We start from the raw sequence: 14,164 nt of genomic DNA, 5'->3' as shown, positions 1-14,164 counted from the left end.
TCCAGAGATTTGATGCATTATTAACAGGGGCATTATTAGACCTGGGCTTGAGACACATGCATTAATACCTTCCTCAGTAAGTATCAAAGACGTTGAATTGTATCACGGAGTAGCATTAAGTGATGCACGTATTATTAATTATGGAGTTATAAGATGCGGGCCTTATTGCGATCTTATCAATAACGTGGAGGGTAATATTGTTTTATCGAATATCGTGGATAATTACGATATAATCTTCATAGATGCATTATCAATCGCACCAGCGGGTAAACGATTATTAAGAGAAAGAATTACGTATGTTATGTATATGGGCCAATTACGATAAAAAGCCAAGACCATTATTGACATATAAACTTAATAGATTAATCCTTCATGCATTGCTAAATCTGCTTTCAGATTATAGAATAATATTACCTAATCCTGATAGAGTATTTACTAACAGTTTGTACTCAGCAATGCTATCAAGAAGTGCACTAGGTTATATGCCAAAGATTCTTCACTCACCTATTGATGTTAATAGAGTAATGAAGTACTCAAGTAATAAAGACTTAATTGCAAGCATATTAGCAAGGTTTGAATATGCAAAGGACTGGGATTTCATCCTTATCGTATTTAAAGATTTAATTAATAAATGCGGCATTAATAATATAAAGTTATATTTAATAGGATCTATTAATAATAATACGGATATTAGACATGTAAAATATTTACTTAATTTAGCGGAAAAACTAGGTATTAAAGAGAAAATTAGAATTTTTATAAATTTAAGTATTGATGATATTTATAAGATACTTAATAAATCCATGGCGTTTATCCATGTAAAGCCTCATGAACATCTTGGCATGGTAGTTATCAAGGCCATGGCAGCCGGTGCTGTACCGATTGTTCATAGGTCTGGGGGTCCCTGGTTTGACATAGTGGACATGGGTAGGTATGGCTATGGATACTCAAGCAGGGAGGAGGCTGTGGAGGCGTTGTGCAGGGTATTAACGAGCGATAGGGAATTCGCTAGGATGAGTAGGTTGGTGGTAAAGAGGGCTAGGGAATTCTCCTTTGAGAAATTTAGGGATAGGGTTAAGGACATCATAAGCGGCGCATTATGACCTAGAATAAATGGCGCCTCGGTTAAGCTAAGTTCACAACTAACTCATCCTATTCATTAAATACTAAACGAGGTATAGAATCCCCCCGTCTCCGAAATACTTAACGCAACGTATCCCTGAATACCAGCCAACGTAACGCGACATTTATTTATCTCATTAAATAACTCGGCTATCCCAACCTAACTCTATAGGACCCATTATCCATGGTCTAACATTACTCCGCCCGGTTTCCAACCATTTAGGTAATGTGGGGGTTAAACCGTGAGGATGTTAAGATTAATTATTGGTTTTTGTTGTGTTTGGAAATTTCTAAACGTGGCTTAGACAAATAAATTAATCGTGGCTTTCCGCGTTTGAGGTGTTGGTTGTGTTTGTGTTGGTTTTGTTGGGTGTGGTTGTTGCTATCGTTGTTATGGTCGGCGTGGGGTGTGTTAGGTGATGGGCATGAGTGCTGAGGCCCTTGAGAGGCCTTTGCCTAGGCTGACCATGGAGGATTATGTCAGTGCTAGGTTGTTGGAGGCTTTAGTTGAGGCTGGGTTGGCCCTTAAGTTCCTGGGTAGGGGCTTGGTTAGGGATTCTGCTGGTAAGGCCTTCCGGGTGTGGAGGGCATTGTTGGCTGCCTTGCTCAGGCTTGAGTTGGGTAAATTGATGCAGGTAACTAGGTCTGATGAGGAGAGGGGGTGGCTTATGGATAGGGCTGTGCCTAGGGTACCGACGGGTAGGATGAAGGCATTGTCCCAATTGCTCGAGGATGTTGGTTATGGCGGGTTATCAGCATGGACGGACAAGGCATTAGACCTACATGACTATCAGTACAATGGTCCGGATCCAGGCATGGCGTTATCGAAGTACAGAAGTAGGGAGGAGGCTGTAGTGGGCGTAAAACTCGTTATAAACGAATTAATGGGGGAATAGAGAAATTGAAACTAAGGGTGAAATGGGTGATGAATTAGAAAACGCATTCAAGGCACTTAAGGAGGAGGTAAATAAAGTGGGTAAATCGTACTAATGCTCAACTCCTGATAATGGCCCCCATTCCATACCCCTAACCCTTTAGGAGTCACCTGTTTAAGGTATTCGTTGTGGTGGGGCAGGTTTATAAGGTGGGCTCAATTATTATTAGTGCGTGGAGGGGTTGATTAGGAGGTTAATGGAACTGGGTATTGATGTTAATGAATTACTACTTGATGCACTGGGTGCTAAGGATCCTGAGGAGAGTTCTAGGGAGAGGATTAGTATTGCTGAAAAGTACATGAGGGAGTGTGAGGAGTACGTGAATAAGGGCGATGCTGCACAGGCAAGCGAGAAGGCCTACAAGGCTGCGGAGGAGGTCATTAAGGCCCTGGCGGAGAAGTTCAGGACACCTGAGTATGATAGGTTCCTGAGGGAGGGCCGATGGTACACGTATCTACTAAGTATGGCTAGTAAGACCCTAGCTAAGAGTCTGGGTGACTGGGTTATTGATGGTTGGAACGCTGCATATGACCTACACGTATGGGGATTCCACGAGGGGAAGCTAACAATAGACTATGTAAAGGTTGGCGTAAATAAGGTTAGGAAAATGCTAGATGAGGCTAAGGAAATCCTCCTTCAACAAGGCTCAGTGTGAATACTCTAACCTTTTTGGAGTATGGTTTTACTGTTTTAATGATTCGCCTTACTCTTGGCCTAGGCACTCTAATTCCCAACCTTAAAGGTCAATGCTCTTATTGAGGAATCCAATACCTTCAAGTTTAGCATGCAGCTATAGGGTCAAGTAACTAATAGTCAATAACTATTAGCCACAATGAATCTAAAACCTATGAATCCGCGTGCTAGTTACGGTGTGGCGCATTGATGGAGATTTCTCAGCAACCACTAGCAGCGTTTAGGCATTTATAGGAGCACCAGTAGTATAGGTCCGTGGGTGTTGAGATTATTGAGAAACCATGGCTTAAGCCTACTACTGAGGACTATGTTAATGCTAGGCTACCGGAGACTTTGGTTGAGACTGGTTTAGCCCTTAGACTCCTTAAAGATTACCTTATTAGGGATGCCTCTAGCAAAGGACCGATTCAGATAGCCAAAGGCATGAGGAAGTGACTTATGAAGAAGGTAGTGCCTAGGATTCTAACAAGTAGAGTAAAGGCATTAACACAAACGCTTAAAGAGGTTAGACACAGTGAATTATCAACATGGTTGAGCACAGCCCTAGAACTCCACGATTATCAATGTAATTGGCCAGACCCAGATATGGTACTATCAAACTATAGAAACGAAGAAGAGACAGCTAAGGATATTGTTTTGCTCATTGGTGAGTTGGTTAGGCATGTTGAGAAGTTGAAGGCTAGGGTTAGGTGGGGTAGCAATGCCCTTAAGGGGCTGAGGAACTTAGGTAAGTGACAAGGGTTAGTTCTACCAGTAGGTGAATGTGGTGAGGAGGATTAGGCTGAACTTGGCTTCGAACCTGCAGGTCAAATTTGCAGATAGGGAACAAGCCCTTGGGAGGGTTGAGTATTGGGCTGGGCGCGGTATGTCTGTGGTTCAGGTTGTTTATGGTCCTGAGGGCTGCGGTAAGACTGCGTGGCTCCTGCAGCCCGTGGAGCTCCTTAGGGATTTGGGTTTTGAGGTTATCTATGTGAACCCGATCAACAGGCTTGCCATTGCGGAGATTAGCGTGGCTGGTCTCAGGGATGAGTTCATGAAACTCATTGAGGAGGCAATTAATCAGAATGCCCTTACTAGGATTGCGTGGATAGCCTACAACATTGCCTACGACTTGATTAAGGCGACCAGGGGTAAGGTGGCGATTATTGTTAATGATGCATTTCAAGTGATCGGCGTTAGGGAGTCAACACTATACGTGAAGGCCTTATTGAACCTAATTGAGTACCCGCCTGAGATGTACGAGAGGATAGTGGCAATAGCAGCCACGAGTGAGGGTGTTTCGAGACGCGAAATTGGGCGTCATAGGTGGGCTGATTTATTGGCGATGTGGAACATGAGTAGGGAGGGGTTTAGGCAATTATACGAGCAGATACCGGGTAATAAACCCCCGACTTCAATGAGGTTTGGAGAATAACCGGAGGAAACCCAAAACTACTGGGTAGGCTCTACGAGGTTAATTGGGACGTGGGTAGATTAATCACGGGCTTAATTGAGGAGAGGGGTGTTGATGCATTCATAGCTTCGCTGAGCAGCGAGAAGAGGCATTTATTGGCGGAGGCCATTGATGATCCAGACGCATTATTCACCAAGGAGGGGATACCACTAATGAACAAACTAATTAGGTTAAACTTAGCCATTAAAATACCACAATGGAGGGACGAGCCCCTATGGATAGACCAACCACCGCCCGAGAGGGACCCTGAGCTCGGGATTGGGAAGTACGTCGCATGGCAAACACCACTACACAGAGAAGCCATCAAAAAAGCACTACAGGAAACAACACAGTGAAAACCAAAACCAAGGACCCACCCAACAAAGCCACGCCCCAATCATGAGCGATCAACGCGCTGCCCGCCACGTTTAGAAATTTCTAAACATAACCAGAGAAGAAAAACCAACCTAACCCAGCCAGGGCAGCCTAGCCGTTCCTCTGTGGCGGCGTCTATCGACCAGGTGGTTAGGTCCCCATTAGTTAGGTGCCCATCACCTTTCTAGGTGGTTTACGTACTCATTTATGTCGAGGAGTTCCAGGTACCTCCTCCATAGGTAGTTCACGGCTTCATCCTCATTGCCGTAGATCACCACGCCATCACTAATCACTGAGTAGAGGATTGATGCGTCCGCGCTCTCTATGTGGACCACGTCGACTAAGTCCTCACTTACGCCCAGGGCCTCGGCTATATCCACTATTAACCCGCCAATCTCCAGGGCGCTCCTGAGGTTTGCTGAAATAGCGATGTCGTAGTCCTTACCAACCTCCTTCCTGGCCCTTGAGCCGAATAGGAACGCGAACTTGACGCCATGCCTCTCAAACACTGGCCTTAGCCTAACCCTCAACTCCTCAATGCCTATCTGCCCCGGGTCACCGATGCTCATTATGAGGCTGCTTATTTTCTCGAGAATGGTTGGCAACCTCTCCTCCATCTCCCTGAAGGCCTCCTCCTCAAGGCCCCTATCAATCTCCGCATACCCGTGAACCAACACGTTCCTAAAGCCGGCGAGGCTCCTCAGGAATCTCCTCAAGTCCTCACTAAGGCCTAGTTTATTGGATAGGTAATCAGCAATGCCCCTATATGTCTCGGGCTTCTCATCCCTCAGCTCCACCGCGAGCATCGCGCCCATGTTCAGCAATGCCTGTATCGTTAATTGCGCAAGCCTCTCGATTGCGTAGATACTCCCACCACTCCGCCGTATTGCCTGGAATTCTCCGAAGTACTTCGTTAGTAATTCGAGGATTCCCTTGAGTCTCATGGAAATCACGCTCATTGCCTCGTTAATTCCTCGGGCTCTACGATCTTTATGTCCAGGGAGTTGGCCAGGTCAATCACGGACTTCTCATCCCTCTCGCCAATGAAGTAGGTCACCAGGTACTTGGCATCGAGTCTCCTACCCGTGACCCTCTCGTAAAGCTCCGCAATGCGTTTAAATACCACTAGGTCGCTTCTACTTACTGAGGATTTTATCTCCACGGCAAAGGCCTTGTCATCCATAATCACTATGTCCAGGTCAACAACGCTTGGATATCCGAACACGTAGCCCTCCGCGTCATTATAACTCCACTTCTCAACCTTGTAACCAACTCCACTGAGTAATTCCTCGATTGTTCTCCTAAACGCCTCCTCACTGAACACGCCCCACCTGGCGCCGAGCGCCGATAACTTCCTATCAAGCCTATCATACCTCTCCCAAAGCCTTTCCTGACCCTCACGCAACCTAGTCTCCTCCTCCCTCATGGCCTTAACCTCCTGCCACAACCTCTCGATATTCTCACCTAACCTCTTTACCTCAACCAATAGGTTGTTCTGGCCCTCCTGAAGGACCCTAACCTCCTGCCAAAGCCTACCCTGCGAGTCAAGGGACTGCCTTAGTAAGTCGAGTATTTTGCCCTCACCATCAATTAACTGCTTAACGGCCTCCCAGGTAACCCTTTGGACCTCGGTGAGTTGCTTAATGGCGCTGCCCAGCTCCTCCTGCCCCTTGGCGAGCCTCTCGACCATGTCGATGGTCCTGCTCAGGGTCTCCGCGAGGTCCATAATCATCTCATTGATCTTCGCCAGCATGTCAGTCACCTTACCGAGCATTTCGGTAATCCTCGTCTCACCCTCGGCAATGCCCTGCATCGCATTGACAGACCTGGTCTGGGCCTCGGCAAGTTTGTTAATGGCATTGATTAATTGCCTTAGTGATGATTGAACATCAACAATGCCAAGCAAACCCATTACGGCTAGCCTAAGCTCCTCATCCTCCCTAAGAAGCCTGAGCAACTCATCCCTATTAATCTTATTGGCTTGCCCACCCACTGATTGTTAATCCCTGGAGCTAAATATAAGGTTGTTGGTCCTTGAGGAGGGATTGGAGGAAAAATAAAATGAAGGAAGGAAAATTTGAGGGGAAGGTGATTTTGAGGCGATTTATGTATTTAAGGCCCTCACTTCGGCGGGCCCAGCAAGCCAGCTAGTCTCCTCCTCCTCCAGTTGCTGTACTCAATTAGCAGTATCACTATTAGTATTATTATGATTATTATCACAACAGCCAGCAGTATGAATGTGCTCACAGGCACGAAGCCCACACCAGGTATGTAGTAGCCGCTCACTGGTATTGTTAGTGTCTTAGTTATTGTCTGCCCAGCCTGGCTACTCGTCAGCGTCACCGTGGTGCTCGCGCTCTTTCCATAGCTGTAACCAGCCACTGTACATGTTATTGAACCACTGCTTGGTATTGGAACAACAACGGTCTGTGAACCAACACCACTGGCCACTGGCACAGTACCGCTTGGGGTCTGGCATGTAACATTCACAGTAGCCTCACTCATCAATGGAGCACCACTGGCACTCACTGGAGTCACCGTTAACTCAACAGCCGGTACTGACACCTGTATTGGCGATGATGCATTGCTACTCGTTACGTAGTAGGTGTAGGTATAGCCCAGTGGTATTCCCTTCCATGACTGCACTGACACAGTTACTTGGGCTGCAAACGGCGATATTGGTGTCACGAAGGTTGCCGTTGTTAACTGTCCCTGAGCATTGGTCGTTCCAGTACCACTCACTGCTGTGGTTGTTGTGCATGTACTTGGTGATGGCACCAGTGGCGATACTGTGTATGTATAGCCAACAATTGTTGATGCTGGTGACACTGCTGTTATTGTCACTGGGCACTCTGGTTCAGATACGCTGTAGCTTAGGGTCACGCCTGGTGCTGGGCCGAAGCTTGATAGCACAACCACTATATTTGCTGTTGTTAGTATGTTACTTAGTGTGAAGGACTCGATTGCCTCGGTGGCCGTGACAGTCCTCTGTATGCTGAAGGTGTTCTCAAATACAGGCACTAGTTCAAGCGGTGTTCCACTACTTATTGCCTGGTGTATTTGCTGCCATGTTAATGGTGTGCCGTTAGCTGCATAGTAAACAACAACGTAGTAATTGGTTGGTGGTAGTTGGCTTGTGGCTGGTGGGTATATCCTATAGTCAACTGGTGTTATTGAACCGTCAGTACCAGTTACGTTGAAGCCTAGGAATTCATTACCCATTGTTGGCTGATCAAACACAACAACCAGTGCGCCGGGTATTCCAGTGCCTGTGGCGCTCTTTAGGTACACGGTGGCGGGTACGACGTGGGTCTCAACAGTTGCCGTTGTGGCTGCATTGCCCAGTGTGCTTACGTCAGTGCTTATGCTTGTGTCATAGATGTTGATGTATGGGTAGGCACCACTGGTTATTGTATAGAGCAAGCAGCTGTCATACCAATACACAACAGTCCTACTGCCCACTGGCATTGGCTGTAGTAATTGGCCATTAACGCCACTGAAGTCAATGGCTATTGGTGCAGTGCCTGCGCAGAGTACTGGTGATGTGCCTGTACCGTACTCAACAATCATCTGGTTAGGTAGTGGTCTACCGTCCCAATCCTCAATTGACATTAGCGGTATTGTTGGGTATGTGAAGACTAACTTAGCCTCAGTATCACTGCTGGCGCTGGGCAATAGGTTAAGCAATGATGGAGGAACACCAACATAACCAGCTATATCCCACTTACCATTGACTGGGTATGGCATGTCGTCATACACATACGATTGAGCACCAACGATCGAACTGCTGTAGTTATAGTAGGACTCATAGTATACACTTGATCTGGCACTCTCTCCGTACTGCGGTATTGCAACCGTGGTGTTGCTGTTGTCTAACTCACTGCCTGCGTAGAGTGTCGTGAAGTTAATGCTCGGTGACTGCAATGGAGCCTCTAGCTGGCTTATGCTGTAGGTCACACCATTAATTGCTACTGTGCCATTTGGATATACTGTGAATGGTAATGCCGTTCCATTGGCTAGGTAGAATGTGGCGTTGGGTGGTGTGTAGTAGAAGGTCGCCGATAGGTCTGGTATGTATGGTGTGTAGTTACCTAAGTCGCACCATGTTGATGTGAACTCATAGCTGCTGCCGTAGATGTACTGCGCGGGTACATCGACGATGGCTCCTGGACCTACCTCAGTTGTTGGTGCACTTAGTGAGTATGTCTTGGTTGGTGTTGAGAACATGAAGCCTGTAACGAATATTGGGAATGTGGCATTGTTGTAGATCTCAACGCTCTCTAGAGCTGTTGTCCTTAGGTTATAGACACCACTGACAGCCTGTATTGCGCTCATCGTTACGTTCCACAGGTCCTCTGGGAACAGTGTGTCAAACATTAGCATTGGCGTTGATGTGCCACCTGTGCCTGCGCCAATGGCTGTCATGTATAGTGACCCGCTGCTCGTTACTGTGCCTGGCGGTATCTCGCCGGTGTAGACTGTCGTTGCTCCACCGCTTGGCGTTATGTAGTTCAGTAGTACATAGCTGCTGACTGCATACTCAGGCAGTGGTGATACTGTACCAGCTACGTACTGGCTTGGTGTTATTACCGGTGTTATGCTGCCGTAACCAACATTGGTCGTGCTTGTTGTGCCCATTATCCAGAACCTCGCAATCCTTGTACCATAGGCTCCAGTTGTTGGTGCCCACCATGGCACGTCAAACACAGCCTCGCCATTAGAGCCAACGGGTATTACCACGGTTAATGGGCTTCCGAAGTATGGATACCACGTGGAGTTCACTGTTGGGTATGTGAATGTTATTGTCTGCGTTGTTCCTGCCATTGAACCCGTCGCAACAGTGTACAAATTCTCCGTGTAGTAATGCACCACACCACCGAAACCGCTGCTTATTACTGGATACTCAACCTGCGTGTGGTCGCCATAGTAGGCTGGTGGTAGTAAGTAGTATGTACCGCTGCCACTCACGTACAGTATTACCGCCACTTCAGTTGGTGACTGGACTACACTGGTTATCTTGCTGTAGCTCAGGTAGATGTATAGTGGTACTGTCCTAACCATTGCCTGCTGGAATGTTGATGTTACATTAACACTGTATACGTAGTACCAACCAGTTGCATTAGCTGCGTAAATGCCAACTGTGGCATTGGTGACTGAGCTCATTCCAGTGGCATTAACATAAGCCTCCCACAACCTATAGCTCGCTAGGTTAGGCACTGTGTAGTATGTGAAGTTAACCTGGCTGCTCGCCGTCTGTGAAACCTCAACTGCATATGTCATTGGGTATAAGCCAGTTAGTGGACTAGCTGATAATGTGGTTGATGAGCCGTCAATGACTGCCGGCAATGGCGTTACTGGCTCCATCAGCGACTCATTGACCAATAGTCTATACTCGCTGTAGGCCGCGCTTGGTGCGTATAGGAACGTATCATTGGGCGTTGCTGTGGCTGTTATTGATGTACCAACATGTGCATATATTGGTATGCCCATGGTTAGGTTAAAGGCCACCGCACTCGGCGTCGTTGTGCTGAATACGTTCGGGTATATACTCGTCATGTATAGTGGTGTTAGGCCTGTTGTTGGGCTGCTGGCATTAACGAAGAAGCCCATTAGGTTAGGCAGTACATAACCAGCCATTGAGTAGGCATTATCAATCAGCTCCTCGCTGGCCACAGCGCTTGGGTTGTAATTAACTGTTGATGTCTGGTATGACTCGATTATTGAGTATGTACCCATTGTCAGTAGCTCAAGCTGGCTTGGTGTTAGTATTCCAAAGCTTGTTACATTGAATGGATAGGCCGTGTTATTTATGTAGTTCTGGGCTATGTTAGTGCTTAGGGCTGAGTATGGTGGCATCACGTACTCCCTGTATAGGACGTCTGTGAATGTTAGTCCTAGGTAGGTGTTGCCCACTGGGTATATGCCGCTCTTACTCGTTATGTTGAAGGTGACTGGGTAAACACTGCTCTCGATTATTATTGTGCCATTTGGTGGTACTGTCACTGCCTGCCCAGCTATGTAGACAGTTACATTGCTTGTGGTGTACTCAACCTGTCCTGTTGGTGTTATTATCACGTCCTCATTAGGTGAAGGCACCGGCACTATCTGGTTGAATACCTCCTGGCCTAGGTAGTAGACCTTCATCTGGAATGCCTGGCCTGGCATGAATAGTCTCATGAATATTGTGCCCTCGTGAGGTACTATTGATGGGAATGTGAATATTGCGAATGGTGATGGTGTACTGTAGTTAGCCAGTAATGCGGCTAGTGTGTAGTAGCTGTAGTTGCCCACGTACCACTCGGCAAACTGCTGTAAACCAATTGTGCCGCTCTGGTAGGCTGCCTGATCAGCGGCTAGTAATGACTGGAATGTACTCTCCAGAGCCTCGTATTGAGGCTGCATCCAGGTCTGTCCAACAACCCTGAAGTCGGTTAGGTTCAGCCAGTACGTTGGGAATACTAACCACTGGCTGGCTAGGTAGTATGGACTGTACTGGTCATCAAGTACTAGGGTCACGTTGTAGTAGAAGCTTGGGCAGTAGCTTGGCGTTGCGCATGGGTAGACTGGCTGGCTGCTCAGCACATTGCCCTGCAGATCAGTTACTATTATGTGTAGGTTCTCAACCGGTACGGTTATTGGGAATACTTGACCGCATACGGTTGTTACTGGCACTGAGAACTGCTCGTAGTAAATCGTTAAGTTCTCATCGAATGGACCCCTAGTACCAAGCGTGTAGGCGTAGTAGCCACTCGGTATTCCTAAAGCGCTTGCGTATGCCTGGTACGTCTGTCCATACTGCTGTGACACAGAGGCGTATGGGTAGACACTGTCTGTGGCTGGGCTTATTGTCCTGACCTTAAGCATTACGTATGAGACTGGCGTTATGTAACTGGCGTTGATTGGTACATTCATTATGTATACATAGCCACTCGAGTTGGTTATTGCTTCCCACATTTTCTGCCCAGTCACTGCGCTGTATAGATTTACAACGAAGCCCTGTAGTGGATACTGCGGCGTTGTCTCACTGAGTACTTGAATATTAATGTCAATGAGTGGGAAGTAAACAACATTGACAATGCCAGGAGTTAGCATGTAGTTGTACTCGGGCTGTCTACTGGTGTAGTTAACGCTTGGCATTACGTAGCCGTAGTAGTTCAATGTGAAGTTGAATACTGGTGACATGGCCTCTATGTACGGCGCGCCGGACACTGATGATATCTCTAGGGCCATTGGTGCTGTTATCTTCATTATATAAGCCGAGGAACTCAACTGTACTGGCGGTAATGTAACGGACATACCACTCGGTGTTAGCTCACTTATGTAGACTGTGCCCGAAGTTATTGTCTCATTGCATAGGTTGAGGAACTGCACGTTATAGACTGTGTATGTCGCGGCTATGAATGCCCTCTCAACGGTTACATTGGCAAACTGTATTGTACCACTTGGTAAAACACCCGTTGGTGTCATTACAGCCAGTTCAGTGGCATTGTCGTAGAATGATAATAATGTTGTATTACTCTCGCTAAGTGGATACACATCAAATACTGGCATTTCTGGTGTACTGACCATGTATTGCTCATTGTAGATAGTACCTGGTTCATAACCAAGCGCATAAGTTCCAAAGCCCACGGTCATGCCATTGTACTGCAGCCAGAAGGTGTAGTAGTATACCTGCTGCGATGTTGGCGGTGTTATTGTGACTGACGTTGGACCATTTGCTGTGGCAGATACCGTACCGCTGAGCGGTGGTGCTGGGAACCAATTAACCTCAGGTGTAACTAGCACACCGGATACTGAGGATTGCTCAAATGGTGGGAATTGGGCTATTGTTGCTGGGTAGTACGTGCCGTAGGTTGTCTCGTTAGTCCATACTTGCTCCTCATAATATAGCATGCCCTGTACTGCGCTGGTTGGTGGTGTCTGGCTTATGGTTGGTGTTGTTGAGTATAAGTAGTACACAGTTAGGTATGGTACTATGTTGGGGCTGAGTGGTAACTGGCTTGATGCTGGAACTCCTGGCTGGTACTGGGTTATGTTTATGAATACTGGCATTAGAGACACGAATACATTGGTTATATTGACCATGGACACTCCTGAGCTAACCGACGATATTGCTGCCGTGAATACTGGCAGATTCTCATAGAATATGTAGAGCTGCGGCGTTGGGAATCCGGTGGATGCAAATGATGGCGCGCCTGGTCCAGTACCGCTGAAGTAGCCGACGGGTACCAGGGCTGGTGTTGATTCGTAGTAGCGTAGGTAGTTCTCACTGACTACGGTGGCTGTTGGTGTTGTTGATAGTAACCACTTTACGTATAGTTTCTCCGCAAGTATTGGGTTGGGTATGTTTTTGGCACTTCCAATTATTAGGTTGCCCTTTAGGTCATAGACACTGCCTATGTAGAATGAAACCACCGGTATACCAACCAGCAATGCTGGGTCAACACCAGTGGCGTTGCATAGTGCCGTTAAGCTTACCATACCTGATGCGCCAGTATGGGTATAATTCCACGTATATGCCACAGCCGCATTAAATGACTCCGGTGTAGTTGCATTATTTTCTGTTGCAGTTGTATAGTTGAATAGTGTTACTGCCTGGCCGCTTGGGTATACGTAATTAACTGTTATTGTTATTGGTTGGGCAGTGACGCTTGGGTAGTTGTGGTCTGCGGAGTTCAGGCCGCTGAACTCGTTGGTTACGTAGTAGATTGGGCCGAAGCCCGTGTATGAATAGCCATAGATGTTAGTTGAGGCACCTGACACTGTGCTGTTGTAGGTGGTTGGTCCGAAGACTGTTACGCCGGTGCCCAGCGTTACTGAGGCCTCCAGTTGTGATGTTGATGGTAACGGTGATATTGATGTTGTGCTTGTTGCCGTGCCAACATATAGGAAGAAGAAGTATAGGTCTGGTAGTACCACGTATAGGCTGCTATTTGTGGTCTCAGCGCCATATACTGGTCTGAATAAGTAGTAGGGGCCTGTTGGTGTTGATAAGTATGTCGATGGACTTACGCTGGTTAGGTTAGTCATTAGGCTGTTTAACGATGCATTTACGGTTGTTACATTAAATACCATCCAGTTCGCTCCTCCGTAATTATTTAGGACCACCACTACTGTCCAGTTTGCGTAGACCTGGCTTGGTGTTACTCCGCCGGTTAGTGTTGTGCTTACTGTCCAGGTTACGCCTCCTGTTGAGTTTGCCGTGGCTGTAGCGGTCATTTCAATAGGTGAATACAATACAAAGCTCTGGCTCTGGCTGTTCCAGTAGTAGACGTCGCTTGCGTTGGCTATGTATATGGTGAAGGATTTACCGGCTGTGAAGTACCAAGGCACTGTGCGATTTATTAGGGTATAACAGCTTTGGCAGTAAGAGGTACTGAGTGGGTACGTCATTGTTAGTCTTGCGTCTGTTAGGTTCCAGTACATTGTATAGGTGTAGGTTACTGGTGGTATTGGCACTGATGTTGGTCCGTACTGCTGTGCTAAGGCTGGGTGTCCCAGCCCGGCAACTATTCCTATTATTACTAGTAGAGTTACTACTGGTATTATTAGTTTAGGTAGTTCCCAATTGGTTTTGGGTTTTGACATCGGGCTTCAATGTACGATT

At 47.0% G+C, this 14,164-nt stretch carries 8 protein-coding genes and 1 pseudogene; 6 read left to right on the top strand and 3 right to left on the bottom strand.

Going from position 1 to position 14,164, the window contains the following annotated elements:
• The first annotated feature begins 482 nt into the window (after positions 1-482).
• The 6 genes and pseudogenes from VMUT_RS08865 (at position 483) to VMUT_RS08845 (ending at position 4,538) form a co-directional block, all read left to right on the top strand.
• Positions 483-1,103, top strand: a complete 621-nt coding sequence (locus VMUT_RS08865; RefSeq protein WP_158304807.1) for a glycosyltransferase — start codon at positions 483-485, stop codon at positions 1,101-1,103.
• A 444-nt stretch (positions 1,104-1,547) separates the two neighbouring features.
• Positions 1,548-2,018 (top strand): PaREP1 family protein, encoded by a 471-nt coding sequence (locus VMUT_RS08860; protein ID WP_083805521.1) that lies wholly within the window; start codon positions 1,548-1,550, stop codon positions 2,016-2,018.
• 211 nt (positions 2,019-2,229) lie between these two features.
• Complete coding sequence (locus tag VMUT_RS08855) at positions 2,230-2,712, top strand: PaREP1 family protein (RefSeq protein WP_013605076.1); 483 nt, start codon at positions 2,230-2,232, stop codon at positions 2,710-2,712.
• 293 nt (positions 2,713-3,005) lie between these two features.
• Positions 3,006-3,185: a hypothetical protein gene (locus VMUT_RS13330; protein WP_013605075.1), complete on the top strand. Its 180-nt coding sequence runs from the start codon at positions 3,006-3,008 to the stop codon at positions 3,183-3,185.
• A 3-nt stretch (positions 3,186-3,188) separates the two neighbouring features.
• Positions 3,189-3,485: a PaREP1 family protein gene (locus tag VMUT_RS13325; protein ID WP_013605074.1), complete on the top strand. Its 297-nt coding sequence runs from the start codon at positions 3,189-3,191 to the stop codon at positions 3,483-3,485.
• A gap of 31 nt (positions 3,486-3,516) precedes the next feature.
• A pseudogene (locus VMUT_RS08845) lies at positions 3,517-4,538 on the top strand (ATP-binding protein).
• A gap of 195 nt (positions 4,539-4,733) precedes the next feature.
• Here VMUT_RS08845 and VMUT_RS08840 read toward each other — a convergent pair.
• The 3 genes from VMUT_RS08840 to VMUT_RS08830 form a co-directional block, all read right to left on the bottom strand.
• On the bottom strand, positions 4,734-5,501 hold the full coding sequence (locus tag VMUT_RS08840; RefSeq protein ID WP_237699634.1) for a HepT-like ribonuclease domain-containing protein: 768 nt from the start codon (positions 5,499-5,501) through the stop codon (positions 4,734-4,736).
• A gap of 11 nt (positions 5,502-5,512) precedes the next feature.
• Complete coding sequence (locus VMUT_RS08835; RefSeq protein WP_013605072.1) at positions 5,513-6,550, bottom strand: DUF3782 domain-containing protein; 1,038 nt, start codon at positions 6,548-6,550, stop codon at positions 5,513-5,515.
• Positions 6,551-6,678: 128 nt separating this feature from the next.
• Positions 6,679-14,145, bottom strand: coding sequence for a hypothetical protein (locus VMUT_RS08830; protein ID WP_013605071.1), 7,467 nt, complete (start codon positions 14,143-14,145; stop codon positions 6,679-6,681).
• Positions 14,146-14,164 lie beyond the last annotated feature (19 nt).

Source organism: Vulcanisaeta moutnovskia 768-28 (genome assembly GCF_000190315.1).
In the GTDB taxonomy this organism is placed as follows: domain Archaea; phylum Thermoproteota; class Thermoprotei; order Thermoproteales; family Thermocladiaceae; genus Vulcanisaeta; species Vulcanisaeta moutnovskia.
This window is presented reverse-complemented; position numbering and strand designations above follow the sequence as displayed.